Raw genomic sequence first — 25,542 nt, 5'->3', positions numbered from 1 at the left:
TAAGCACAAATTTGCTACAATCCTTAATTATATCAAATTTAGAGGTAAGATATGTTTGAAGAACAAAAAGTAGTTCCAACGCTTAGCGATAAAGTCAAAGAGTTAATAGCAAAATACAAAGATGCGCTTGCTCAAAACGAACAATTACGAAACGAAATAGTAGCAGTAAAAGCCCAAAATGAGGCACTTTCTGCAGAGTTAGGAAAACTTGAAGAGGATATCGTATTTAAAACACTAACCGAAGATGAACTTTATAAAGAGATAGAAAATATTTTAGAAAAATGAAAGAATTAGAAGTCCATATCACAAGTAAATCTCTTTTTAGATCTTATAACATAAACTTAGATGATGAGTTTGCAGTTACGTTTGAAAAAGAGTTGAACTTGCTTATGGATAGCACCAAAAGCATCGATGCTAAGGATTTACTAAAGGCATTTGTACAAAAAAGTTATGAGAGTTATGAAAGAACTAAAGAGCTTAAAGAGCTAATCGAAAAACTGGAGAACAATGAATGAAGAGGGCATTTACTTTAAATCAAGTTATTTTTATCGTTATTTTAGGCTTTATCGGGTATAAATTTATATATCCTAAATTTCTAGCAAAAACAGAAGATGTAACTTCGTCTTTTGCTTCTATTAAAGAGCTAAGCACCGCTATAAACGACATAAGGCAGTATTATGCTAAGTATGGTGAGTTTTCTACTATAGAGATTATGACATATGTTAGAAATTTTGAAAACAACAGCGCGAAGTTAGAATTTAACAAACCAGTAAGATACGGCATAAAACAATCTGAAGGCACACACTACTGCACGCTTTTTGAGGTTAAAGAAAGCGATAGAAACAAAGAGATAGTTTTAACTCCAACTGATGATGGTAGTAAAATTTGCAAAGACTTTATCGCTGATGATAGATATAAAGCTTTGCAAAAGGTAAATTTGGATTTTTAAAAGATATAGCTATCAAGTCCAAATTTCATCATAGCGCCGATACACATGAGGCTTAGAAGACCGCCAAAAGCACCAGCTACAACATCATCTAAAACTACGCCTAAGCCTCCTGGAACATCTCTATCAATTCGACCTATAATCGATGGCTTGCAAATATCAAAAAGCCTAAAAAAGATTAGTGAAAGCAGTATGGCTAAGTATGAGTGAGCGCTTATGCTTAAAGCTATCCAAATTCCAACAACTTCATCTATGACGATGATTGAACTATCGTGAATGCCGACTTTTTTCTCATATGCGTTTATGATGTTTATAGAGATTAAAGCTAGGACAATCGAAAGTAAAAAAAGTGTTTCTATAGTAAGAAATTTAAGAATGACCACGCCAACTATTGCTCCAGCGATACTTCCCCACGTTCCTGGGGCTGGTTTTATAAGACCTGTATAAAAAAAAGTTAAAAAAAGTTTTTGCATTAAAATCCTTAAGTAAGCGAGCTGGTTTGGTATAAATTCGCCAACTCTTTATAAAATTCCTCATAACTATGAGTCTCTAAAATACCGTTGTTTGGGAAAAGCTCATCATACATTTTTTGTAAATTTGCAAACCTGTTTGGAAAAAGTTCACTCAAAATCATAGCAGAAATTTCTTTTCTCATCAAGATTGCCGGAGGTAAAATGCCATTTCTTAAAAGCGTTCTTATAGTCGAGCTATGATATTTGATGTGGTGGTGTTGTCCGTGCGGGCAAGTTTTTGTGCTGACTATGGTCTTACACTTATCGCAGTATACATACTCTGGCATGACTAGAATTTCTAAATTTAAATCTTTTCTAATCCTGTCTATTATAGTGTAAGCGCGATTATCATCATAAAACATCCCTATACCGCCGTGATTTTGCCCAATCACCACCTTTGTAACGCCAAAGTTATATGCTGCTATGCACTCAAGCTCTGGGTTTTTATGCTCTGTAAATAGTGATGTGTTTTTTAATGGGACTATGATGATTTTTTCTGTAGTGATAAAGTTTTCAACAAAGAATTTAAGCGTTTTATACCTTAAATCAAAAGAAAGTCTATCCTCTTTTGAGCTTCTAATAAGAAAGATAACAAGCAAATCCGCCTTGTCGATTGTGATTCTAACAAGCCTTTCATGAATTCGGTGAAAAGGGTTTGCAGTTAGCATTAAAGCGGTGATTTTTTGTATATTTCGCTCTTTTTTTATCCTTGCTATCTCATCTTTTGCTTTTTTTATCGTATTATCAAAAATTTTCACCTTGCCAGATAAACAAAAGCTTCCAACGCAGTCTTTGCTTTCCTTGTTAAAGATAGAATTTGCTCCAAATATATTTAAGTGTTTCCATGATTTTTTATATTTAAAAGAGCTTTTTACTTTTATCTCGCCAACCACAACGCCATCTTTTATAAGATTGATTTTATCTCCTTTTTTTGCGCTTTTTACAACTTCTTGGTTGCGGTTGCCACCAGGCGAAAAGATAAAAGCATATGGCATGGGATCTTTTTTAAGATATCCAGTTAAGGTAACTTCTGCAATCTCATCTTCATCCATCAAAGAGTTAAAACTACCTAAAATTTGGTTTTCTATCAGCAAAAGCGTGCCATACGCCTCTTGATTTATAAAAATAGTTCTATTTTTTTCTATCGATTCCATACTTTTTCCTCTTTTCCCATAGGGATTTTCTAGAGATTCCAAGCCTTTTTGAAAGCTCGGTGTCTGGAAACACGCTTTGATACGAAGTGATGATATGTTTAAAGTACTCATCGATAGATAAAATTTTATCCTCAAAACCACCTTTGCTATCTTCTTTTAAAACCACTTGTTCAAACGGTATATCTTCACTAAAATTTGTCGTGCTAACTACAACTTGTTTTTTTTGTATGATAGAAAAAAGGCGCATTTTTTCATCGTATTTAAGTGTGTGGAAATTTATAAGATACAGCGGACAGCAGAAATTTTCATTTTCTAAAATTTCAAGCGAATTTGGCATATCTAAAAAGATAAATTTAAAAGATAAATTTAAATTTCTTGACATTTCAAAGAGAAATTTATCTGCTAAAATTTGATTACTAGATACTATAAAAAATGGAAATTTTGTATTTTTTATCTCAAATTCTTGCGAACATATAGATGAAAAGTAAAACTCAAAGTATTTAGAAAAAGATTTATTTATATTTTTTAACTTATCAAATTCTTCAAAATGATCAAGCTTTCTAACTAGTTCTTCAACCATAAATGGTTTTTGTATATAATCATTCGCACCCGCTTTTATAGGTTTTGAAACGTTATCGTTGTTGATATAAGTGATAAGTAAAATTATAATTGAGTCTTTAAATTTATCAATCACAGCGTAGATGTTTTCGCCAAATATATTTGTAGAAAGTAGTACCGCGTCCTTTTTGCCTGCATTTAACACATCTTTTATATCGGTTAAAATTTCACACTCATGCCCTAAAGAAGTAAGCTTGCTAGCTATGCTTTGAGCTAGATAAACTTCGTTTTCTACTATTAAAATTCTCATAAATTTTTCCAATCCAAATACTTCAAACTAGCCGTCGCCATAACAGCCACGCCCTCACTTCTGCCGACAAAGCCTAGCTTTTCTGTAGTTGTAGCTTTTACATTTACTCTATTTATGCCTAGAATTTGAGCTACATTTTTTGCCATCTCTTTTTTATAAGTTCCTAATTTTGGAGCTTGAGCCATGATGGTTATATCGGCATTTACAACCTCATAACCAAAGTTTTTAACTCTTTTTAGCGCATCTTTTAGTAAATCCGCCGAGTTTGCGCCTTTAAATTTAGCGTCCGTATCAGGATAAAACTCTCCTATATCGCCTAGCCCACACGCTCCTAAAATAGCGTCTGTAAGTGCATGAAGTGCTACATCGCCATCGCTGTGAGCGATAAATTCATACTCGCAAGGCACTTTTATACCACAAAGCATAAGTCCATCTCCAGCTTGAAATTTATGCACATCAAAGCCATTTCCTACAAAAATATCGCTTGAAGCAGGAGCTAAATTCAGTTTTTTTAAGTCATCTTTTGTTGTGATTTTTAAAGCTGTGCTTTCGCCTTTTACAAAGCCAAGTTTTCCGCCCACGCTAGCAACTGCCATGCTATCATCTGTAAAAATTTCATCTTTTAAAAGCGCTTTTTTAAGTAGACTTGTCTTGCTAAGTTGAGGAGTTTGGATAAGTTTAATCTCATCTCTATTTATAATTTTATCATTTAGGTAAGTTGTATCATAAACCCCTATATATGGGCTTACACAGTCAAATTCCAAAGCTTTATCTATGATAGAGTTTAAAAGAGTTTCTGAAATTTCAGCCCTTGCTACATCGTGGACTAAAACATACATTGAATCTATAAAACAAAGAGCGTTTTTTAATGACTCTTGCCTGCTTTTTCCGCCTTTGGCATAAAAAAAGCTATCATCATAACTTTTCATATACTCAAGTTCATCTGAGTTTGCAACTACTATGGTTTTGCTAAATTTATACTTCGTTTTTAGCCTATCTGCTACGAATTTCCACAGTGGATCATGACCTACTCTAAGCCACTGTTTCTTAGCGCTCATTTGCATACGAGTAGAGTCTCCAGCAGCAAGTATAACTAACGATATTTCACACAAAAGATATCCTTTTTTACGTAAGTGTTACGATATTATACAATAAAAATTTATTTTTTATCAAGATTGTAAATTTTGCTAAATTTAAGTTAAGTTTTCATTTAAATAAGATAAAATAACTCCTTTATAATGCAAATCTCTTAATTAAATGATATATTTAGTAAAGTTAAGTATAATTTGCAAGTTATTTTAGATAAATTTATGGAGAGAAAAATGAATAAAGAAGAAGTTTTAGAAAAACTAAAAACTGTCATTTATCCGGGCTTTGAGAAAAGCATAGTTGATTTTGGTTTTGTGAAAAATATAGAAATTGGCGATGAGGTGTTAGTCGAAGTTGAGATTGTTTCAAGCAAACCAGAAGTTGCTGATAAGCTTAGAGTCGATATAACAAAAGTTTTAGGAAAAAACGCACAAGTCATTATAAAACAACCAAAAATTCCAGAAGAGAAAAGCAACACTCAAAGTGGCAAAAACATCGCTCCGCAAATCAAACATTTTGTTATGGTAAGTAGTGGAAAAGGCGGTGTTGGCAAAAGTACAACAACTGTAAATTTAGCTATTTCTATGGCAAAACTTGGTAAAAAAGTTGGCGTTTTAGATGCTGATATTTATGGTCCAAATATCCCGCGAATGTTAGGCGAGCAAAACACTCAGCCGACTGTGGTTGGTCAGACTTTAAAACCGATTTTAACTCATGGGATTGAGATGATGAGTATGGGCGTTTTAATCGAAGAAGGACAAGGGCTTATGTGGCGAGGCGCTATGATAATGAAAGCAATCGAGCAGCTTTTACGAGATGTTGGCTGGAGCGATTTAGACGTGTTATTTATCGATATGCCACCAGGAACAGGCGATGCGCAAATTACTCTTGCTCAAAGTGTTCCAGTGACTGCTGGTGTGTGTGTTACAACTCCGCAAATCGTCGCACTTGATGATACAGCAAGAAGCCTTGATATGTTTGAAAAACTTCATATCCCAATCGCTGGAATTGTTGAAAATATGAGTGGATTTATCTGTCCAGATAACGCAAAAGAGTATGATATCTTTGGCAAGGGCGGTTCGGCAAAGCTGGCAAGCAAGTATAAAACTGAAATTTTAGGTGAAATTCCAATCGAAATTAGCATTAGAGAAGGTGGCGATAGTGGAAAACCGATAAGTTTTTACGAGCCAAATAGCGTTAGCTCTAAAAGATACGAAGGTGCTGCAAACAGACTTTGGGAAATTATAGAAAAAATCGATGCTGATGAGTTGGCAGATAACTCTGCGATTCAGCCAGATAACAGTGGCAAAGCGCACTGTCATAGCTAAGGAAAGTTGATGAAAAAGATAAAAAATAAAGAAGATTTAAACAAATTTGTTGATAAAATCAAATCCCAAGATGGCTATAAAGAGCCTATCGCGTGGGCAGTAGCAAGAGTAGAAAAAAGTTTTTTAGATGAAGAAAAAACGCTTTGTGCAAATTATGCTGTTATAAACTATAAAGAAAATTATGCAAGTTTTGCGGTGCTATTTTGGGCGTTACAAGAGTGTGGAATCAAGGTTGATACCAAAGGTAGCGAGTTTGTAGCTAAGCTAGATAGAGATGTTGTTGATAAGGTTTTAGAAATTTTTGACTTTTTGGTTGATGAAGTAGATGGAAATTCTCATAAGAATTTGCAAAATTTTATGACAATAGATGAAATTTTATCAGAAGATGGTGAAGATAACTTTTGTGCGACATTTATTTTTGAAGATAAAGCGCCAAAAAGCGTTGAGAGTGTGTATTTAAAACTATACTTGCTATCTTTGGGAAAAGTTGCGTTAAGAAGTCTAAATTTAGATGGCGCGTTTGGAGTTTTACCAAATGTAGCGTGGGATTTGCAATCAAAGCCAATCGAACTTGAGTGGCTTAAAGAAAACGAAATTTGGCTTAAGATGAGTGGGGCGTATCCAACTATCCTAAGCGTGGATAAATTCCCAAGATTTTTAAGTCATATAGTACCAAATGATAGCGTTAGAGTCCTTGATAGCTCAAAAGTTCGCTTAGGTGCGCATTTAGCAGATGGCACAACGATAATGCCAGGAGCAAGCTATGTAAATTTTAACGCCGGAACTACAGGTAAAGCGATGGTAGAGGGACGAATCAGCAGTAGCGTTATCGTAGGAGATGGAAGCGATATAGGTGGTGGAGCTTCTATACTAGGAGTTTTAAGTGGAACTAGTGGAAATGCTATAAGTGTTGGTAAAAGAGCGCTTTTAGGCGCAAACTCTGTAACTGGAATTCCTTTGGGAGATGACTGTATAGTCGATGCTGGCATAGCTATTTTAGAAGGAACTAAAATTTATATCTCAAGCGTGGAAGCCAAAAAACTTCAAGAGGCGAATAAAGAGTTTAAATTTGATAAAGAAATTTTTAAAGGTTTAGAGCTTTGCAACCTAAACAGTTTGCACTTTAGACAAGATAGCCAAAGTGGGAAAATAACAGCATCGTATAACAAAAAAACAGTAAAATTAAACGAAAATTTACACTGATAAAGCACTAGTGATTTAAGGAAAATTATGGTAGAAGTAAAGAGCTTAACGATGAGATTTGCCTCACAAGTTTTGTTTGAGGATATAAATTTAAAGCTTGATCGTGGCAACAGATACGGACTAATTGGCGCAAATGGCGCTGGAAAGTCCACATTTTTAAAAATTTTAAGTGGTGAAGCCGAATGCAGTAGCGGTGAGATATTTATCGATACTGGGCTAAAGGTTGGAGTTTTAGGACAAGATCAGTTTGCTTTTGAAAATTTCACTTTAAAAGATGCAGTTTTATATGGCAACAAACGCCTATATGACGCTATCAAAGAGAAAGAAAAGCTTTATATGAGCGAGGAGTTTACAGATGAGATAAACAACCGCTTAAGCGAACTTGAGATGATAAGTGCTGAAGAAGATCCAACTTATGAGTATGAAACAAGGTGTGAGAAAATACTATCTAGCCTTGGGCTGTTTGATTATGATAAGCTAATGAGCGAGATTGAAACTAGCGATAAATTTAAGGTTTTACTAGCTCAAGTGCTGTTTCCAAAACCAGATGTACTTTTCTTAGATGAGCCTACAAACAACCTTGATATCGATGCTATCGCGTGGCTTGAAAACGAGCTAAATCGCCATGATGGAACTTTGGTTGTTATAAGCCATGATAGGCACTTTTTAAACAGAGTCTGCACTCATATCTTAGATGTGGATTTCAAAAAAATCCGCGAATTTAGTGGCACTTATGATGACTGGTATATCGCTTCAAATTTAGTCGCAAAACAAGCTGAAATGGAGCGCGATAAGAAGCTAAAAGAAAAAGAGGATTTAGAGAAATTTATAGCTAGATTTAGCGCAAACGCAAGCAAAGCAAAGCAAGCAACAAGCAGGCAAAAACGCCTTGAAAAGCTTGATGTAAGTGATATCGCAACCTCTTCAAGAAGAGATCCAAGCATACTTTTTAGACTAAACCGCGAGATAGGAAACGAGCTAGTTGAGTTAAAAGAGATTAACAAAAGTTTTGATGACAAAGTTATCTTTAAAAACTTTAACTTTAAACTCGAAAAAGGCGATAAAGTTGCAGTCGTAGGCTCAAACGGCGTTGGTAAAAGCACGCTTTGTAAAATCATAACAGGTGAATTAAAACCAGATAGTGGAAGCGTTCACATAGGCGCAACTATCGAGCTTGGATATTTCGCGCAAGATACAAATAACAAAATTAAAGGAAATTTAAAACTTTATGAGTATCTTCAAGATGAGAAAAACAAAGATTTAGATGAGATTAGAAAATGTCTTGGAAGAATGCTTTTTAGTGGGGCTGAACAAGAAAAAGCCGTTGGCGCGCTAAGTGGAGGCGAAAAGCACAGAGTTGCCTTAAGTCATCTTATGCTTTTAAAACCAAATTTACTAGTTCTTGATGAGCCAAACAACCACCTTGATTTAGAAGCTATCATCGCACTTGGCGAGGCGCTTTATAAATTTGAAGGAAGTGCGATTTGTGTAAGCCATGATAGAGAGTTAATCGATGCGTTTGCAAACAGAATACTTCATTTAAAAGGCGATGGCGAGATAGTCGATTTTAGAGGAAGTTTTGAAGAGTATAGAGAGAGTTTAGGTGAAAATTAAAATAAATGGAGAGTTCGCTGAAGTTAGCGAAGGTTTGAGTGTTTTTGAGTATCTAGAGCAAAATGGTTTTTGCTTAGATAGAGTTGCTGTTGAAAAAGATGGCGAGATTTTATCAAAAACGCTGTGGAAAGCGACAAATTTAAGCGATGGTAAAAGTTACGAAATAGTCGAATTTGTCGGTGGTGGTTGAAAGTAAAATGCTAAATTTAGAAAAGCAGTTAAAACAAACAGATCTAAACTCAAGAAATCCAAAAGATGTAAATCAAGCGGTTAAAAACGCAAGAGTTGCCATACTTGGACTTGGTGGGCTTGGCTCAAATATCGCTGTTATGCTAGCTCGCGTTGGAGTGGCAAATTTGCTTTTAATTGATTTTGATACAATCGAAGCAAGCAACCTAAACCGCCAAATTTATACAACTGAAGATATCGGCAAGCTAAAAACGCAAGCGCTTAAAGAGCATATTTTAAAAATAAATCCTTTTGTAAATGCAACGACGCTAAATTTAGTCTTAAACAGGCAAAATTTAGATGAAATTTTAAAAGATGAGAGTATTATTTGCGAAGCGTTTGATAAAGCTGATACAAAGGCGATGATAGCAGAATTTGCGTCAAAAAATTTAGATAAAACTTTTGTTATGGGTTCTGGAATGTCTGGATATGAGAGTTCAAATTTGGTTAAAACTACTAAATTTGGCTTAAATATATATATCTGTGGCGATAAGAAAAGTGATATGAGTATCGGCATAATGGCGCCTCGTGTGATGATGTGCGCAGCTCATCAAGCAAATATGATTTTGCGAATTATCATGAAAGAATTTAAAGCTTAAAAAGATAAGGAAAAAGGTATGAAAGATAGTTTTATACTAGGGGATAAAGAGTTTAGTTCGCGGTTTATTTTAGGTTCTGGCAAGTTTGATCCAAGCCTAATCGATGCGTGTATAAAAGAAGCCAACACGCAAATCATCACTCTAGCGCTTAGAAGAGTTGGCGAAAGCAGGGTGGAAAATATCTTAAACTACATACCAAAAAACATCACGATTTTACCAAATACAAGTGGCGCAAGAAACGCTGATGAGGCGGTTCGCATAGCAAGACTTTCAAGAGAGCTAGGCTGTGGTGACTTTATAAAACTTGAAGTGATAAGAGATAGCAAATATCTTTTTCCAGATAACAACGAAACGCTAAAAGCGACTGAAACTCTAGCTAAAGAGGGCTTTGTGGTGCTAGCTTATATGTATCCAGATTTAAATTTCGCAAGGGATTTAGTAAATGCTGGAGTTGCTTCGGTTATGCCGCTAGCTTCGCCGATTGGGAGCAATCAAGGCCTAGTTATGAAAAGAATGATAGAGATTTTAGTAAGCGAGATAAAAACTCCAATCATCGTTGATGCAGGTATCGGACGTCCATCTCAAGCGTGTGAGGCGATGGAGATGGGATGTGCGGCTGTGATGGCAAATACTGCTATTGCTACATCAAGCGATATAGTTATGATGGCAAGAGCGTTTAAAAATGCCATTGTAGCTGGAAGAGAGGGCTATCTTGCTGGTTTTGGAAGTGTAAAAAGCAAAGCAAGCGCTAGCTCGCCACTAACTGGCTTTTTAAGGGATTAGTCGTGCAAAAAAGCGATCATATGGCATATCTTGAGGGTATGCAAGATATTGGTAGTGAGATTATGGATGAGGTTTTAGCCGCTCGCGCTGAGTTTGACTATGCTAAATTTAGCAAATTTGATGTTTTAAAAGCTATTGAAAAAGATGAGTTGAGTGTGCGTGATTTTGGAGCTCTTTTAAGCCCAGCAGCAGCTGAGTTTATCGAAGATATGGCACAAATCGCTCAAGCCAAAACAAGAGCTAAATTTGGAAATAATATCAACATTTTTACTCCACTTTACATCTCAAACCACTGTGATAACCACTGCGTTTACTGTGGATTTAGTTTGCACAATAACATAAAAAGAGCAAAGCTAGATGAGAGTCAGCTTAGGGTTGAGTTAGAAAACATTAAAAAGACAAATTTAGAAGAGATTTTAATCCTAACTGGCGAGAGCCAACGCTCAAGCGTTGAATATATCGGCAAGTCTTGCAAAATCGCAAGAGAGTATTTTAAAGTAATCGGAGTAGAAATTTATCCGCTAAATGTCGATGAATACGCGTATTTGCACGAGTGTGGGGTTGATTATGTAAATGTCTATCAAGAAACTTATAATCTAGAAAAATATAAAAAAATCCACCTTCAAGGCACAAAAAGAGTCTTCCCATACCGCTTTAACGCTCAAGAAAGAGCGCTAATGGGCGGAATGCGAGGGGTTTGTTTTGCTGCTTTGCTTGGGCTTGATGATTTTAGAAAAGATGCCTTTGCGACTGGACTTCACGCACATTTGATATCACAAAAATACCCTCACGCAGAAATCGGACTATCCTGTCCGCGCCTAAGACCGATTATAAACAACTCTAGGATTAACCCACGCGATGTGCATGAAAAAGAGCTTTTACAAGTGATTATGGCTTATCGCCTTTTTATGCCGTTTGCTAGCATTACGGTTTCAACTCGCGAAAGAGCTGGTTTTAGAGATAATGCTATCAAAATCGCAGCCACAAAACTCTCAGCTGGAGTTAGCGTAGGTATCGGTGGACATAGTGAAAAAACTGGCGATGATCAGTTTGAAATCGATGATATAAGAAGCGTTGATGAAGTATGCAAAAGCGTGAAAGATAGCGGTTTTTACCCACTTATGAGCGAGTATATCTATGTCTAAACGAGTTTTAGACTACTTAAAAGCACGGTAAAATGGCTAAAGTTGTAGCGATTTTAAATTTAGCGTTGTGTGATAAGCAGGTGGCGTTAAAGATAGAAAAGCTTTGCGAAGCAAGAGTTTGGGCGATAGTTTGTAGGGCAAAAGAGCTAAAAGAAGATGAGTATGAGAGGCTTTTTTTAGAGATTAGAGAAGTTTGTTCTAAATTTGGCGTGAAGCTTTTTTGTCATAATTTTATAGATGTAGCGCTAAATTTAGAACATAAAGATGTATGGCTACCGCTTGAAATTTTAAAGAAAAATAGCTCAAATTTGGCTAAATTTAAAAATATAACAGCCTCTATTCATAGCGTAGATGAGGCAAAGATTGCTCTTAGCTTGGGCGCAAATGCACTTTGTGTGAGCCATATATTTCCCACATATTGTAAAAATACACCGCCAAAAGGAACTAAGCTAATAACTAGCGTTAGAGAAGTTTTTGATGGAGAGATTTACGCACTTGGTGGGATAAATCAGCTAAATTTTAAAAATGCATTAAACGCTGGAGCAAACGCTGTTTGCGTGATGAGTAGTGCGATGAAGTGCGATGATGAGAGTGATTTTTTAGCTAAATTTATATAAATATTTTTATTAAATTTAGTGTATAAATTTAAGATGATGGTATAATTAAGTTTTAATAAATTTAAAGAAATTTTTAAATTTATTAAAGTATAATGATAATTATTGTAAAAAAGAAATGGATATAAATGTTAAATAATATCACCATTAAAAGCCAGACAAAAACTCGTATCAGACTTAAGTCAAAGAACTTTAACAAAGCGCAGATAAGGCTGATTTCATCTATTTTAGCTAAAGAAAATTTAGCCTTTAGGATAAATGAAAAATGCCACTCAGTTATCATAAATTTTAACCCTAAAAACATAAGCATAAACGAAATTCTAGCTATTTTCAAAGCTTTTGACGCTCCTAAAATAGAGCAAAAAACTGTGAGAAACAGAACTTTAGAGAAAAAAGAGCTTTCAAAGCCAGCTTGCGAAGTTTGTAGCAGCTGTAAAATCTCAACGCCCATTCCTTGGAAAAGGCGTCTTTTAGAGTTTGCTGTACTTAGCGTTTTTGCGGCGTATGTTTTTATAAAAGAGAGCATTTTAGGAGTTGCGGTTGCTTCAACCCCACTTTCGCTTGTTGGCATCGTCTCTTTAGTAGCTGCAATTCCACTTTTTAAAGAGAGTTTAGATGATGTTAAAAACAGGCGCTTTACGCTTCAAACTTTCATGACATTTTCGCTTCTTTTAGCTATCTTTGGCTCGCAAGCAACGGCGGCTTTTGAGATTATTTATATACTTCGTGGAAGTATGCTTTTTGAGGATTATACGGCTGAAAAGTCAAAAAGAGAGATTAGAAATTTAATCAAAAATGATGTTAAAAAAGCGTATAAATTAGAAGGCGATTTAGAAATCGAAACTGACTTAAGCTTGATAAAGCCAGGCGATATTTTAGCTTGTAGAAGTGGCGAGAAAATCCCAGTAGATGGGCTTATCGTAAGTGGACAGGCGCTGATTGATGAGAGTATTATAAATGGTAGAAGCGAAGCTGAGACTAAGACAAAAAATGATGAAGTTTTTGCAAATACATTTATAGAAAAAGGTAGAATCTTAGTCGAAGTTAGAGCAAAAGATGATGAGACTTATATCGGGCGAGTTATAAAAGAGGTAGAAAAGTCTTTGTCTGTAAAATCAGACGGCGAAATCGCAGCACAAAAACTAGCCGCAAGAACGCTTAAACTAGGCAGTTTGTTAACTGTTTTAACATTTGGATTAACTGGTTCTTTTGCAAGAGCGTTTGCGGTTATGATAGTGATGTCTTGCCCTTGTTCGACTGTTTTAGCAGCAAGTTCTGCAGTAAGTGCAGGTATTGCAAGGGGAGCAAAAGAGGGAATTTTAATCAAAGGTGGAAAATACCTTGAAGCAGTGAGCGATAGCGATGTTTTCTGCTTTGATAAGACTGGAACTTTAACAACAAAAGAGCCAGAAATCACAGATATTATAACAAAATTTGATGAAAAGACCCTATTTTCTCTTGCTTATATGCTAGAAAGAAGAAACACTCATCCACTAGCTGTTGCGATATGTAAAAAAGCTCAAGAGCTTGGTATAAGCGCTAACTTTAAAGCAAGCTCAGAAGTTTTAGCTGGTCTTGGAGTAAGTGGCGAGCATGATGGCGCTAAGATTTTAATCGGCAATGCAAAGCTTTTAAGAGAGTATAAAGTAGATATTTTAGAGTATCAAAAGGATTTGGCTAGATTATTAGATGAGGGCAAAAGCGTTGTTTTTGTTGCAAAAGATGGAAAGGCTATAGGCGTAATCGGCTTTAAACATAAAGTTAGAGAAAATACTCAAGATATGCTAAAAATGCTTAGAAAAAGAGGGGTAAAGCATCTAGTTTTACTAAGTGGCGATGAGACAAAAGTCGCTAGTGCTTTTGCTAGAGAGTATGGATTTGATGAGGTTTATGCAGATTTAATGCCACAAGATAAAGCTGAGATTATAAGAAATTTACGTAAAAAATATAACAAAATCGTCATGATAGGCGATGGGATAAATGACACCTTAGCGCTTAGCTTAGCTGATGTTGGAATTTCTTTTGCAAGTGGTGGAAGTGAGGCAGCTATAGAGGTTTCAAATATCGCTATAACTCACTCTCATCCGCTAGATGTGGTAAATTTATACGATATTAGCAAGCTTAGTTTAAAGACTGTAAATCAAAATTATTATATAGGTATGGGGACAAACATTCTTGGTGTAGCACTCGCTGCGGTTGGGCTTTTAACGCCAGTTCTAGCAGGAACAGTTCATCTTGCTCACACAGCAGGGATTATACTAAACTCATCAAAAATTAGCTTAAAAAAAGAGATAGGATTAAACGCAAAAGATGACAGAGTTGCAAAACAGTGAAATTTTAGAATTTGCGAAGTATTTTTCGCCAATCAGCCACACAAAAGGTAGACTTAGAGTTAGAGTAAGCCCTAAAATAAAGGAGCTAAAAAGCAATATCGATGAATCAAAAATTCACTCAAGGATAAAAAATATAAAAGGTATAAAAGAGCTAAAGACAAATTTACTTGTTGGCTCGATTACTATTTTTTACGACCATGAAGTTTTTCCGATGAGACTTTGGAATGACTTTTTAAATGGGCAAAATACTGATGAGCTAAGAGAGTATTTAAATCTAAAAGCAAAGGAGATAGTATGAACGATAACGAGTTTTTACAAGCTGCTATCAAAGATGAGCAAATAGCTTTTGCGACTTATGCAAACATAGTTCAAAAATTTGGCGATATCAAGCCATTTAGCGCTATTATGCAAACACAACTTAAATTTATACAAGAGCTTTCATATATGATAAAAAAGCAAGGCGAAGAGCCACAAGAAGCTGATCTTTCAGATATCGAAGAGGCTAAAAGTATAGAAGAGGCATACGAGATAGCTCTTGTGATAGAGAGAAAAACTATCAGATTTTATGAAAAAATGATATCAAATGTGCAAAACGAAGAGATAAAGGATCTTTTTTACAGATTGCAAGCGTCTTCTTATAACGATAATCTACCAGCTTTTAGGAAAAAGTTAGAAAAAAAAGATGAGATAAAAAGTGAAAATCAAGAGCTAAATTTAGGAAAAAATGGCGAAGAATTTGGACAAATTTTACAAAAATTAATCAACAAAGATATAAAGCCAAATGATTTTTTAAGCTTTTTAAACAGCTCAAATTTATCTCTTTTAGGTGGAGTTTTGGTTGGTGGAGTCGCAGCTTCTGTAATATCTCAAATAATAGATGATAAAAACAAAGATTTGTGATATAATATCAACAACAAGTAAAATTGATAATGGCTATGTCAAAAACATAGCTAAATTTAAAAATCAAGGAGTATGAGATGGCATTACCTATACCATTTTTAGCGGGCATTGCGCTAGGTTGCATCGGAGTCGTTGCTTTTAACAACAGAGGAAAAATCAAAGAGAAATTTGAAAATGGAATTTGCGAGTCAAAAGAGTGCGCAGAAGATGGAATTTGTAAAACTACAGAATTTGTAAAAGAGGGCTTTGAAAAGACAAAAGATGTCATTAAAGAAGGCGTTAAAAAAGGTAGAAGAGCTGTTAATGCGCTTAAAACAGATGATGATGAAGTCAAAGAAGAAGAGGTAGAGGCTAAAAAACGAACTAGAAGAAAAAAATCTGCTACTACCACTTCAACTAAAAAAAGAAGACCAGGCAGACCAAAAGTTAGTCCAGTTGCTGAGCCTGCGATAGAACCTGCAGCAGAAGCAGCAATAGAGCTTGCAATCGAACCAGCGAAAACACCAGCTCAAACACAAGCGGTTGCACCTACTGAGGAAGCGTGATGGATAATTCTATCTCCTTAACAGCAAGTAGAAAACCAGCCGATCATGTTGTTAGCGGGGCTATTTTTGCAGCTATTACGGCTGGTGGTTTGGGATATGCTAGCGCAAATCACAAAGATAAAAATGATGCGCTTAAAAATACGTTAAAACTTGCACTTCAAGGTGGAATCGCATCTGGAAGCGCTATAAGTTGTGCAAATGCTATAGCTACTAAAAACTATACTTTAGCTGCGATTAGCTTTGCTATCGGATTTGGTGGTGTTGTAGCTATAGAAAAATTGATAAAAACTAAAGAGGAGTTTATAATATGAGTAACCCATACATAAAAGATAAAAATTTCGCCGAAGCTGTTGAGAGCTTTTATAAACAAAATGAGCAAAATAAAAATAGTTTGGATAATAAACAAGTAGATACGCCAAATCAAGCAAATTCTGCTAATAACACAAACGCGTTTAATGGAACAAATCCAAATTCTCAAAATGGCGTTATCTCGCAGCTTTTTGGCTCAAATTTAAATACAAATGATTTCTTAAAAGGTCTTTTAATCGGAGCTGCTGCGACTTATCTTTTAACAAATGAAAAAGCACAAAGCGCTATTTTTAAAGCTATAGCAAAAGGCTCTGAGATGTTTCAAGCAGGACTTGAAGAGATGAAAGAAAGATTTGAAGATGCCAAAGCCGAGATTGACGAAAACAACTGAAATTCTACACCTTAGCAAAACAAGGCTTAGACTTAAAGTTTTTACAAATCTTAATGAGCTTAACAAGATAGAGTTTTTAAGGAATTTAGAGAATTTTTCTGGTATAGAAAAAGCAAAACTAAATTCTAAAATCTCTACCATAACTCTTCAGTTAAATGAAGAATTTAAGCTAGATAAATTTATAAGCTATTTTGATAAGCTAGATTTTGATAAATTTAAAGCTAGTGATGAGTTTTTAAGTGCTTGTGAGTGTTTTGGTAGCGAAAATCCTTCAAAATCACAAATGTACTTAGCAAGTCTTGCTCTTGGGCTAAATTTATTTAGCAAAAAAAGCAAAGCAACAAAAACGCTAAGCTATATTGCTTGCTCGCCCATACTTTTAGATGGCGCAAAAGATCTGTTTGAAAAGGGTCTTACTTCAAGACTTCTTGAAGCAATGGCGGTTGGGGTTTCGTTAGCTAGAAATGATTTTATCGCGGCAAATAGCACAAACACAATGCTTGCTCTTGGAGAATACATCGAAGAAAGTACTGTGCATAAAAGCGATGATTTAATCAAAGAGCTAGCCAAACCAAACATTGAAGAGGCTTGGATAGAGGTTAAAGAAAAAGGCAAAGTAACAGAGATAAAAACTCTGGCTAAAGATATAAAAGTGGGCGATATAGTCATCGTTGGCGCTGGTGATACTATAGCCATAGATGGGCATATAGTCGATGGTGAGGCGCTAGTAAATCAAGTAAGCATGACAGGCGAGGCGGTTTCTGTTAAAAAATCACGAGGCGATCGCGTCATGAGTGGAACTATCGTTGAAGAGGGGCGCATTCGAGTCTGGGCAGAACACGTTGGCGCAGATACCGCAACTCAAAAGATAAAACACTACATAACAGCAACTCTTAATGAAAAGTCAAAAATAGGACTAAAAGCAACAAAGCTAGCTGATAAGCTCGTGCCTATAACATTTGGACTTGCTGGAGTAAGTTATGCGATAAATAAAAGTATGATGAATGTCGCTTCTGTTTTACAAGCTGATTATTCATGCGCACTTAAGCTTCCAACTCCAGTTGCTTTTAAATCTAGCATTTCAAAAGCTGGAAAAAATGGAATCCTTATAAAAGGCGCAAAACCGCTTGAAAATTTAGCAAGCGCGGATACTTTTGTTTTCGATAAGACTGGAACTTTGACTTATGGAAATTTAGAAGTGGTTGAAGTGCACTCTTTTAACCCTAAATTTAGTGAAGATGACTTGCTAAATTTAACAGCAAGTGCTGAAGAGCATTATTTTCATCCAGTAGCCGAAGCTATAGTCGAAGCTGCTAAAGAGCGCGGGTTTGTGCATATGCACCACGATGAGGTTGAGTTTATCGTCGCACATGGAGTTAAAACTCATGTTAATAAAAAGCAAGTTATCATCGGCTCAAGACACTTTTTAGAAGATGATGAAAAAATTTCTTTTGTTGGATTTGAAGAAAAGATTAAAAAATCGATTAAAAATGGTCTAGCTTTACTTTATGTTGCGTATGGCGGAGAGCTTTTAGGAACTATTGGGATGTCTGATAGAGTTAGAGAAAATGCAAAAGATACGCTAGTTCGCCTTAAAAAACTTGGTGCAAAAGAGCTTATCATGCTAACTGGCGATGTCAAAGAAAAAGCAGATGAGATAGCAAAAGAGCTAGGCATTGATACGGTTTTTAGTGGGATGCTTCCAACTGGAAAGGCTGCGATTTTAGAAAAGCTTAAAAAAGATGGTAGAAAAATCGTTTTTGTTGGAGATGGGATAAATGACGCTCCAAGCTTAATGCAAGCTGATGTTGGTATAAGTATGCATAGAGGTGCCGATATAGCAAAGGCAACTGCTGATATATCACTTTTGGTTGATGATATTTGCGCAGTTGGCGATGTAAAAGAGCTAGCTAACAAGACTATGGATTTGGTTGAGCGAAACTTTAACATAACAGCGGCTATAAACAGTGCTATTTTACTAGGTGCTACTGCTGGGTTTTTAAGCCCAACAGCTACAGCGTTTTTGCATAATGGCACGACAATCGGGCTTTTGACAAACTCTGCAAATGGAGTAAACGTTTTTAAAAAGAAAAGATAGTTTAGTGCTAATTTAAAAAATTTTGGTGCTAAATTTTGTTGTCAGTTTTTTAAGTTTAAAATGGTATGATTATGATAATAAAAATCAAAAGGAGAGTCATGCCGCTTTTAATACCATTAGCAAGTGTGATAACTACTGTTTTTACAGTTGCTTTAGTTTATGAAACGGGAAAAAATGCAAAAAGAAAATTTGATAGAAAAAAAGCAAGACAAAGTAGGAGCAAAGGTCAAATTTGACATAGATACGCAAAAAGAGGTTGCAAAGATAGGTATGACAGCTTCGCTTGCTGTGCTTGTCGCGACATCTTTTAACCTAAAGCCAAAGATTTCAAAGCAGCTTCATGTTATCTCTGGAGCGACTTTGGTCGGCTTTTCTTTTTGGCATCATATGCTTTATCAAAACAAGACAGATACTAAAAATAAAAACAAAAAGCTAAGTGCAAAGAAATAAATTCTTTGCTTTAGCATTTAAAAAGGTAAAACAACACCACCGCTTGGAGTTTGTTTTACAACTTCATCATTAATCAAATTTTCATCATGTTTAGCATTGTTACTTTCTGCAAGCTCACTAAAAAGGGCGCTTGAAAGCTTTTCTATCATGTCATCGTATGTAAGTGAGCTAGTGCTAAATGGACTTTTATAAGTTTTTGAGATTGTATTTGTCTTGATAATTTTACCTTTTATATCTTTTAACTCATACTTTAAAGATGCTTTTGCCCAAAGCTTTGAGTAGTTTTTTTCTATATTAAATTTAGTGATTTCATAGCTTAAAATTTCATCACTTTTATCTTTAAACTTCTCATTTGTCAGATTAAAATCTTTTGATAAATTTATCTTTTGTTTTAGCTTTTTATCGATATCTTTTGCTATATTTTTCGCACTTTTATAGCTTTTATCTACGATATATTTTTCATTTATTATAGCTCCATCTTCTATAAAAATTTTTTTTGGTAAAACAAGTGTTTCGTTAGTATCGATTTTAGTTAAATTTTGCTCGCTTTTTAACTCTTTTTTATCTAAATTTGATGTTAAATTCAGGTCTGTTTTTAGACTGCTTTGATTAACATCATCTATAGAAAAATCAATCTTTGTAACACTTGGCGCACAAAAGCTAAAACTTACAAGCAAAGGTAAGGTAAAAAATAAAGCTATTTTTTTCATGTGCTTTTACCAAATAACGCTTTTGTTTGAGCCGATTTTTGAGATTTTGCTCTCATTTTCCCAAAATGCAAGCCCGCTTTTTATATCAGTTAGAGTTAGCTGGAAGTAGTAATCAACAATTTGCCTTTTCTTATCAATCCCAGCATTTCTTTGTATAATCTTTCCGCTTAAACTCATATCTGGAGCATAAAGAGTTCCTTTTTTTGCGACAGTATCTTGCTTAAACTCATCGTTTTCTCGCAAATCCCTAGCGATAAATGTCATATCATCTTCTGCTCCATTTGAGCTAACTGCTGTTGTTACGACGGCTTTTCCAGAGTTTAAAAGCTCGATTCTAATCTTTTTAGTAAGCAAGTCTGTGTCGATTAGCTGAGTTGTATCATTTACCATTGAACCCATAGCGATAACGTATCTGCCACCACCAGGGCGGTTTAGCGCGCCACTTCTAAGCAAACTTGTAACGGCATCTGTCGCTGCTTTTTCAAAGTCAGCACTGTCAATCCCCATGCTCATATACTCATTTTCGCCTGCTGGAATGCCACCATCTATATACTGCGTTTTTGGAGTGCAACCTGCAAAAAGCAAAGCTGCTAAAAGTGTTGAAATTTTAACTATATTTTTCATATTTTTCCTTATTTTCCTTGATACTCATAATAAGCTGGATTATTTCTAATCTTATCATCTTTGCTTGGGTAGTTTACTCTGATTTTAAAATCCACTGTGTCGATTGATGGCGAAATAGCATTAAGCACAACATCGCGTTTTGCCTCTACTTGAACGACTTTCCATTTTGATAAAATGGTATCTTTTACAAAGCCATCTTTATCTATCCAATCAACCCTGTAAGCTATCATTTGGTTCTTTTTTGTATTATTTTTAAGCACGGCTTGAGCCTGACTAAGCCCATCATCGCGCGTTTTTGACACAACACTTACTAAATCAAAATCATCCATAATATCTTCATCTTCTATGATGACATTATGCTGTGCAAGCCTTTCTGTTGGGCTTATACCACAACCTGCTAAGAGTAAAACAGCCAACGCTGAAAATATATATTTTTTCATATCCATCCTTTTAAAATTCTATTTTATCAAACTCGAAAAAACCCTTGGTTAATGATTTAAGATAAATGATTGTGTTTTTGTTTTTATCCGTTTGTAAATTTAGCAAAACCGCTCCGTTATCATCTTTTATCATAGCATTACCTAAATTTGGCACTCGCACGCTTTGGAAATTTGATGGCATTGTCGGTATGTAGCGGATATCGGCTTTTGTCGTTATAGCTGAGTAGATACCAAAAAGCATAGCCAAAGGATTTAGATCATCATAGCATCTTCCATAGCTATCACATCTTCTTTGCGATATTTGCGAGGCTGAGTATTGAAGAGCGGATTTAAACAGCGCTCTTAAAATTTCTTTTCTTATCAAAATCGGTGAAATTTTAGCAAATTCAGTTTGGATTATGGCATTCATATCGGCAACTTGCGATGTTTTTTGCCCATTTAGTTCTAAATTCATATAGCTTTGTTTTGGGCTAGTTAATACCGGCAAAGCGATGCCTGCGTGATAAACTTCATCACTAAATAAAAAAAGCGGTATGTGAAATACCTCTTCTTTAAGTCCAGCGCTTTGCCCATTTTCATAAATAAGCCAAATTTGAGGCTCTTTTTTCCCACTTTTTGCAAATTTAATATCTTGTTTGATGGCTAAATTTGATGGTTGCATCTCTAAGCTCTCTTTTAAAAGCTCATAGCCTTTTTTGTCATTTTCTAGCATAAAAAATAGCCCAGAAAGATAGGTTGCAAAGGGATTAATGAAATTTGGATAAATTGCTTGTATATTTTGCGTGTATATGTTTGAAAGTTTAGAAATTTGCGAGTCGCTAAAGCCGATTTGGTTTCTTGACTTTGCTTTATCATTTAAAAGATTTTGTGCTTTTAAAATTTCATCTACGTAATACTCTTTTGCCCTTTCTTGGCGGTTTAACGCTCTATTTAACTCAACTCTAGCATAATCAAATTTGCCTAAAGCCATAAAATTTAAAGCCTTATAAACATTTATCATAATCCGTTCATAAAATCTGCCATCATAATCAAGTGAATTGCTGTTTAAAAAAGTTCCACTAACCCCATCGCCAATGGAGGCAAAGAAGCTTTTTAAATCAACATCATTTTTATATCTGCTCTCTGCGATATCAAAAAAGTTGTTACTTAGTTCATACTCTTTGCAAATTCTAGCTCTCATACCAGCTTTTAACGCCACATATAAGACATCATTGCCATTTTCTATAGCTTTTTTATCATCATCAAAGCCGCAATCTCTTTGCAAAATTTGCTGGTTGTAGCTTTGAATATCGCTTTCATAGCCAGATATTGCAGCACAACCGCTAAAAAATAGTGCTAAAAGTATTGTAAATATTATATTTTTCATAACTTATTTTAACATATCTTTGGCAAATAACGGTAAAGCTGTGAAACTAAAACCATCATTTAAAAAAGCATGACTAAATTCATAAAGCGATTTAAACTCAGTAGGTGAGAGCTCAATACTTCCAACCATTCCAAACTCATTAAATTCTTTTAAAACGCTTAAATTTTCCTTTTCAAAAAAGTGTTCAAACCTGCTAATTAGCGCAAAAGGCGCAAAAAAGCAAACACTATCTTTTATCTCATAATCTAAAAGCTTTGCCTTGTCTATGGCTAAATTTACACTTGAACTATACGCTCTTACAAGCCCACCAGTTCCAAGCTTAATCCCACCAAAGTATCTTACAACCAAAACTGCTGAGTTTATTAAACCAGCCCCTCTAAGCGAGTTTAAAGAGGGCGCTCCACTTGTTCCTTTTGGTTCGCCATCATCGCTTTGATTTTCTATGATTTGATGATATTTGTTGTAGTATCGATATGCCCAGACTATATGAACTGCTTTTGAGTGTTCATCTTTTAGCTTTTTATGAAGTGTTTCAAACTCGCTAAATGGGCAAAGATATGATAAAAAGGTTGATTTTTTAATCTCTTGTTTGTCTGTATAGATTTCATCGATTGTTTGTAGCAACATAGTCCTTTGAGGTGAATTCTCACCTCAAATTTTATCAAAATTTACTAAATTTACTCTTTTCTTTGATTAGCATCTGGAGTAAATAGCGGTTTTTCTAAAAGTTTAAAGTCGCCGACAAACTTTTGTCCCTCATCACTTGTTATCCATTTGATAAACTCAGTTGCATTTTCATAATCAGCCTTAGCACAATGCTTTGGATTTACTGCGATAACTGAGTAGAAATTTTTAAGGTTTTTATCGCCTTCGCTTACGATAACCATGTTGTTTTTACCTTTTTGGTTATCTTCGTATTTGATAAATGTCCCACGATCGGTTAGAGTAACGCCTTTTTGCTCTGATGCGATGTTGATTGTCGCTATCATGCCTTGACCTGTTTGGTTATACCACTCTTCTTTTTCTGGAGTTTGTCCAAATACGCTTTTCCAAACAGAAAGCTCTTTGTTGTGAGTGCCGCTTTTATCGCCTCTGCTAAAGAATTTGATATCATCTTTTTTAATAGTTTCAAAAATCTGTTTTAAATCTTTTCCTTTAAATTTATCAGCCAACGAACTATCAGCAACTAAGATAAAGTCATTATACATAACTGCGGTTCTATCGATGCCATAGCCATCTTTTACGAACTCTTTTTCAACTTTTGGAGAGTGAACGAAAAGTATATCTGCATCGCAGTTTTTACCCATTTCAAGGGCTTGTCCTGTTCCTACTGCAACCCATTTTATATCAACGCCAGTTTTTAGCTTATAAATCGGTGCTATAGCATCAAGAAGACCTGTGTTATCGGTGCTTGTGGTTGTTGCCATTAATAAATCGTTATCTTTAGCATTTAAGCTAAGAGCCGTGATAAAAGATAGTGCTAGTAAAGCCAAACTTTTTTTCATTTTTTTTCCTTTTTAAAATATTTTATGCAATTTTAGCATATATAAAATAAATATTTAAATTTAGATATGAAAATTAAGCACATTTTGATAGAAATTTAAATAGACTAAAAAATATTTTATTTGAGGTATAAATTTGGATTTTATTTTAGATGGTATTATGGGGGCTTTTCATCTGCTTTTTAGCTTTGATGAAGAGACGTATTCTGCTATTAAAGCTACTGTTTTTACATCTAGTTTTTCAGTTGTCATAGCCTTGCTTATAGGCATGCCGCTTGGTTTTTGCTTGGGGTATTATGAATTTCGTGGGCGAAAGATTTTAAAGCTTATTAGCGATACGGGATTAGCGATGCCAACGGTTGCTGTTGGATTGATACTTTATGCGCTTTTATCGCATCGTGGGCCACTTGGCTCATTTGGACTTTTATTTACCTTAAAAGCTGTGATTATAGGTCAAATTTGCCTATCGTTGCCCATTGTTATCTCGCTTACTGCAAGTGTGATTGAAAATATGGGCAAAAAACACGCACTTTTACTAAAAAGTTATCATCTAAAAGGGTATAAAAAAGTGCTAACCATACTTTTTGAAAACAGATACTCTTTGATGGTAGTTTTAGCCACTGCTTATGGGCGAATTGTCGCTGAAGTGGGCGTTGCGATGATGATAGGTGGAAATATTAAATGGTTTACAAGAACGATTACAACTGCTATCTCTCTTGAGACAAACAAAGGGCAATTTTCTATGGGAATCGCCCTTGCTTTGGTGCTTATACTGCTTGCATTTTTAGTAAATTTAGCTGTTTATGAGCTAAAAAGGCTAGATAGATGAGAATTGAGAATTTAACTCAAATTTATGGTTTAAATTTGGCTTTAGATGTAAAAAATTTAGAGATTGATGAGAGTGCTATAACGGCTTTGATGGGAAATAACGGAAGCGGGAAAAGCACGCTTTTACGTATAATTTGTGGGATAGAAAAGCCAAAAACTGGAAGCATTATCTCGCATACTCCTAAAGATAAGATGTCGATTTTACTGCCTGAGCCTGTGCTTTTAAAACGAGATGTTGGAAAAAACTTTAAATTTGCTCTTAAAAATAGTGGATTTGAGCGTGAATTTAGCGCTAGAGTTGGCGAGGCGCTTGAGCTAGTTGGGCTTGATGAGAGCTTTTTAAAAAAGGATTATTACGCGCTTAGTAGCGGACAGACACAACGAGTGGCATTTGCTATAGTTTTAGCGCTTAGAAGCAAGTTGATTTTGCTTGATGAGCCGACAAATAGTGTTGATTTATCAACTGCTAAGCTTTTTTCAAAGGCGATTGAGTATATGAAAGAGCAGTATAAATGTGGCTTTATCATCGCCAGTCACGACGAAAAGTGGTTAAGTGCAATCGCTTCAAATAGCATTTTTCTATATAATGGAGTTGTGAATAAATTCGAGCTTAAAAATATCTTTAATGCAAAAGATTCTTTTATAAATTTTGGACAAAATTTAAGCTTAAAAACTCCTTTAAATTTGGCTAAATTTGAACAAGTTGCGATAGATTTAAGTAAAATAAATTTAAGTAAAACTCACAAAAATGGCTATTTAAAAGGTATTTTACACTCGGTTTCTATGATATATAAAGATGATTTGCTTGTAAAGATTAAATTTGGAGATTATTTAATTAAGGCGGTCGTGGATAAAAATGAGTTTAAAAACTCGCCACTTATCACGGCTGATGAAATTTATTTTAGTATAAAAGATGACGCATTTTTAGGACTTAAATAAATTTTGGTATAATAAAACAAAAAA

General features: G+C 35.0%; 32 protein-coding genes. 22 read left to right on the top strand and 10 right to left on the bottom strand.

Going from position 1 to position 25,542, the window contains the following annotated elements; translation table 11 throughout:
• Positions 1-51: 51 nt before the first annotated feature.
• Genes CGEO_RS07485 through CGEO_RS07475 form a run of 3 tightly spaced genes read left to right on the top strand, consistent with a single transcriptional unit; the run spans position 52 to position 949 of the window.
• Positions 52-285, top strand: a complete 234-nt coding sequence (locus CGEO_RS07485; protein WP_075494730.1) for a hypothetical protein — start codon at positions 52-54, stop codon at positions 283-285.
• A complete protein-coding gene (locus CGEO_RS07480) occupies positions 282-515 on the top strand; it encodes a hypothetical protein (RefSeq protein ID WP_075494729.1) in 234 nt (77 codons plus the stop codon). Before CGEO_RS07485 ends, CGEO_RS07480 begins: the two co-directional genes overlap by 4 nt.
• Positions 512-949 carry a hypothetical protein gene (locus CGEO_RS07475; RefSeq protein WP_075494728.1) on the top strand — a complete coding sequence of 146 codons (438 nt, stop codon included), beginning with the start codon at positions 512-514 and terminating at the stop codon, positions 947-949. The genes CGEO_RS07480 and CGEO_RS07475 overlap by 4 nt, the downstream gene beginning before the upstream one ends.
• Here CGEO_RS07475 and CGEO_RS07470 read toward each other — a convergent pair.
• The 4 genes from CGEO_RS07470 to CGEO_RS07455 are packed head-to-tail and all read right to left on the bottom strand — an operon-like array spanning position 946 to position 4,592.
• Positions 946-1,419, bottom strand: a complete 474-nt coding sequence (locus tag CGEO_RS07470) for a phosphatidylglycerophosphatase A family protein (RefSeq protein ID WP_075531754.1) — start codon at positions 1,417-1,419, stop codon at positions 946-948. The two genes, CGEO_RS07475 and CGEO_RS07470, sit on opposite strands and share 4 nt — an antisense overlap.
• A gap of 8 nt (positions 1,420-1,427) precedes the next feature.
• Complete coding sequence (locus tag CGEO_RS07465; RefSeq protein WP_075494726.1) at positions 1,428-2,612, bottom strand: sulfate adenylyltransferase; 1,185 nt, start codon at positions 2,610-2,612, stop codon at positions 1,428-1,430.
• Positions 2,590-3,480, bottom strand: a complete 891-nt coding sequence (locus CGEO_RS07460; protein WP_075494725.1) for a DNA-binding transcriptional response regulator — start codon at positions 3,478-3,480, stop codon at positions 2,590-2,592. The genes CGEO_RS07465 and CGEO_RS07460 overlap by 23 nt, the downstream gene beginning before the upstream one ends.
• On the bottom strand, positions 3,477-4,592 hold the full coding sequence (locus CGEO_RS07455) for a bifunctional 2-C-methyl-D-erythritol 4-phosphate cytidylyltransferase/2-C-methyl-D-erythritol 2,4-cyclodiphosphate synthase (protein ID WP_075531755.1): 1,116 nt from the start codon (positions 4,590-4,592) through the stop codon (positions 3,477-3,479). Before CGEO_RS07455 ends, CGEO_RS07460 begins: the two co-directional genes overlap by 4 nt.
• Before the next feature lie 210 nt (positions 4,593-4,802).
• Between CGEO_RS07455 and CGEO_RS07450 the strand changes: the two genes are divergently transcribed.
• The 17 genes from CGEO_RS07450 to CGEO_RS07370 all read left to right on the top strand — a co-directional run bounded on the left by CGEO_RS07450 (position 4,803) and on the right by CGEO_RS07370 (position 19,109).
• Positions 4,803-5,897 carry an Mrp/NBP35 family ATP-binding protein gene (locus tag CGEO_RS07450; RefSeq protein ID WP_075494723.1) on the top strand — a complete coding sequence of 365 codons (1,095 nt, stop codon included), beginning with the start codon at positions 4,803-4,805 and terminating at the stop codon, positions 5,895-5,897.
• A gap of 9 nt (positions 5,898-5,906) precedes the next feature.
• Positions 5,907-7,100, top strand: coding sequence for a tetrahydrodipicolinate N-succinyltransferase N-terminal domain-containing protein (locus tag CGEO_RS07445; RefSeq protein ID WP_075494722.1), 1,194 nt, complete (start codon positions 5,907-5,909; stop codon positions 7,098-7,100).
• Positions 7,101-7,127: 27 nt separating this feature from the next.
• On the top strand, positions 7,128-8,714 hold the full coding sequence (locus tag CGEO_RS07440; protein ID WP_075540180.1) for an ABC-F family ATP-binding cassette domain-containing protein: 1,587 nt from the start codon (positions 7,128-7,130) through the stop codon (positions 8,712-8,714).
• The gene (gene thiS / locus CGEO_RS07435; protein ID WP_075494720.1) at positions 8,704-8,904 is read left to right on the top strand and encodes a sulfur carrier protein ThiS; all 201 of its coding nucleotides are present in this window, start codon (positions 8,704-8,706) and stop codon (positions 8,902-8,904) included. Before CGEO_RS07440 ends, thiS begins: the two co-directional genes overlap by 11 nt.
• Entirely contained in the window at positions 8,894-9,541 is a 648-nt protein-coding gene (thiF, locus tag CGEO_RS07430) for a sulfur carrier protein ThiS adenylyltransferase ThiF (protein ID WP_242647960.1), read from the top strand. The genes thiS and thiF overlap by 11 nt, the downstream gene beginning before the upstream one ends.
• Positions 9,542-9,559: 18 nt before the next feature.
• Positions 9,560-10,324, top strand: a complete 765-nt coding sequence (locus tag CGEO_RS07425) for a thiazole synthase (protein WP_075494719.1) — start codon at positions 9,560-9,562, stop codon at positions 10,322-10,324.
• Between the two features lie 20 nt (positions 10,325-10,344).
• Entirely contained in the window at positions 10,345-11,469 is a 1,125-nt protein-coding gene (gene thiH, locus CGEO_RS07420; RefSeq protein WP_075540196.1) for a 2-iminoacetate synthase ThiH, read from the top strand.
• Between the two features lie 32 nt (positions 11,470-11,501).
• Positions 11,502-12,086: a thiamine phosphate synthase gene (locus CGEO_RS07415; RefSeq protein WP_075531756.1), complete on the top strand. Its 585-nt coding sequence runs from the start codon at positions 11,502-11,504 to the stop codon at positions 12,084-12,086.
• 125 nt (positions 12,087-12,211) lie between these two features.
• Entirely contained in the window at positions 12,212-14,416 is a 2,205-nt protein-coding gene (locus CGEO_RS07410; protein WP_075540181.1) for a heavy metal translocating P-type ATPase, read from the top strand.
• Positions 14,394-14,714 (top strand): HMA2 domain-containing protein, encoded by a 321-nt coding sequence (locus CGEO_RS07405; RefSeq protein ID WP_075540182.1) that lies wholly within the window; start codon positions 14,394-14,396, stop codon positions 14,712-14,714. Before CGEO_RS07410 ends, CGEO_RS07405 begins: the two co-directional genes overlap by 23 nt.
• Positions 14,711-15,316 carry a ferritin family protein gene (locus CGEO_RS07400; RefSeq protein WP_075494715.1) on the top strand — a complete coding sequence of 202 codons (606 nt, stop codon included), beginning with the start codon at positions 14,711-14,713 and terminating at the stop codon, positions 15,314-15,316. Before CGEO_RS07405 ends, CGEO_RS07400 begins: the two co-directional genes overlap by 4 nt.
• Positions 15,317-15,393: 77 nt before the next feature.
• The gene (locus tag CGEO_RS07395; protein ID WP_075540183.1) at positions 15,394-15,861 is read left to right on the top strand and encodes a hypothetical protein; all 468 of its coding nucleotides are present in this window, start codon (positions 15,394-15,396) and stop codon (positions 15,859-15,861) included.
• Positions 15,861-16,172: a hypothetical protein gene (locus CGEO_RS07390; protein WP_075494713.1), complete on the top strand. Its 312-nt coding sequence runs from the start codon at positions 15,861-15,863 to the stop codon at positions 16,170-16,172. The genes CGEO_RS07395 and CGEO_RS07390 overlap by 1 nt, the downstream gene beginning before the upstream one ends.
• On the top strand, positions 16,169-16,561 hold the full coding sequence (locus tag CGEO_RS10085; protein ID WP_106381572.1) for a YtxH domain-containing protein: 393 nt from the start codon (positions 16,169-16,171) through the stop codon (positions 16,559-16,561). Before CGEO_RS07390 ends, CGEO_RS10085 begins: the two co-directional genes overlap by 4 nt.
• Positions 16,530-18,659 carry a heavy metal translocating P-type ATPase gene (locus CGEO_RS07380; protein ID WP_075494712.1) on the top strand — a complete coding sequence of 710 codons (2,130 nt, stop codon included), beginning with the start codon at positions 16,530-16,532 and terminating at the stop codon, positions 18,657-18,659. Before CGEO_RS10085 ends, CGEO_RS07380 begins: the two co-directional genes overlap by 32 nt.
• Positions 18,660-18,757: 98 nt before the next feature.
• Complete coding sequence (locus CGEO_RS07375) at positions 18,758-18,895, top strand: hypothetical protein (protein ID WP_165589854.1); 138 nt, start codon at positions 18,758-18,760, stop codon at positions 18,893-18,895.
• Positions 18,834-19,109 (top strand): hypothetical protein, encoded by a 276-nt coding sequence (locus CGEO_RS07370; RefSeq protein WP_075494711.1) that lies wholly within the window; start codon positions 18,834-18,836, stop codon positions 19,107-19,109. Before CGEO_RS07375 ends, CGEO_RS07370 begins: the two co-directional genes overlap by 62 nt.
• A gap of 17 nt (positions 19,110-19,126) precedes the next feature.
• Here CGEO_RS07370 and CGEO_RS07365 read toward each other — a convergent pair whose 3' ends face one another.
• Genes CGEO_RS07365 through tupA form a run of 6 tightly spaced genes read right to left on the bottom strand, consistent with a single transcriptional unit; the run spans position 19,127 to position 23,754 of the window.
• A complete protein-coding gene (locus CGEO_RS07365; RefSeq protein ID WP_075540184.1) occupies positions 19,127-19,819 on the bottom strand; it encodes a hypothetical protein in 693 nt (230 codons plus the stop codon).
• A gap of 6 nt (positions 19,820-19,825) precedes the next feature.
• A complete protein-coding gene (gene lpoB / locus CGEO_RS07360) occupies positions 19,826-20,443 on the bottom strand; it encodes a penicillin-binding protein activator LpoB (protein WP_106381573.1) in 618 nt (205 codons plus the stop codon).
• Positions 20,444-20,451: 8 nt separating this feature from the next.
• Positions 20,452-20,883, bottom strand: a complete 432-nt coding sequence (locus CGEO_RS07355) for a YcfL family putative periplasmic lipoprotein (RefSeq protein ID WP_075494709.1) — start codon at positions 20,881-20,883, stop codon at positions 20,452-20,454.
• 10 nt (positions 20,884-20,893) lie between these two features.
• On the bottom strand, positions 20,894-22,249 hold the full coding sequence (locus tag CGEO_RS07350; RefSeq protein ID WP_075540185.1) for a COG3014 family protein: 1,356 nt from the start codon (positions 22,247-22,249) through the stop codon (positions 20,894-20,896).
• A 3-nt stretch (positions 22,250-22,252) separates the two neighbouring features.
• The gene (locus tag CGEO_RS07345; RefSeq protein WP_242647991.1) at positions 22,253-22,873 is read right to left on the bottom strand and encodes an IMPACT family protein; all 621 of its coding nucleotides are present in this window, start codon (positions 22,871-22,873) and stop codon (positions 22,253-22,255) included.
• Positions 22,874-22,926: 53 nt separating this feature from the next.
• Positions 22,927-23,754, bottom strand: coding sequence for a tungstate ABC transporter substrate-binding protein TupA (gene tupA / locus CGEO_RS07340; protein ID WP_075540187.1), 828 nt, complete (start codon positions 23,752-23,754; stop codon positions 22,927-22,929).
• 133 nt (positions 23,755-23,887) lie between these two features.
• On the opposite strand from tupA, the gene tupB reads away from it, so the two are divergent.
• Entirely contained in the window at positions 23,888-24,580 is a 693-nt protein-coding gene (gene tupB, locus CGEO_RS07335; RefSeq protein ID WP_075494705.1) for a tungstate ABC transporter permease TupB, read from the top strand.
• Positions 24,577-25,518, top strand: coding sequence for a tungstate ABC transporter ATP-binding protein TupC (gene tupC / locus CGEO_RS07330; protein WP_075494704.1), 942 nt, complete (start codon positions 24,577-24,579; stop codon positions 25,516-25,518). Before tupB ends, tupC begins: the two co-directional genes overlap by 4 nt.
• Positions 25,519-25,542: the final 24 nt, after the last annotated feature.

Origin of the sequence: Campylobacter geochelonis (genome assembly GCF_013201685.1) — a bacterium.
GTDB classification, from domain to species: Bacteria; Campylobacterota; Campylobacteria; order Campylobacterales; family Campylobacteraceae; genus Campylobacter_B; species Campylobacter_B geochelonis.
The sequence above is the reverse complement of the archived record's forward strand: the minus strand, read 5'-3'. Positions and strand labels throughout refer to the sequence as shown.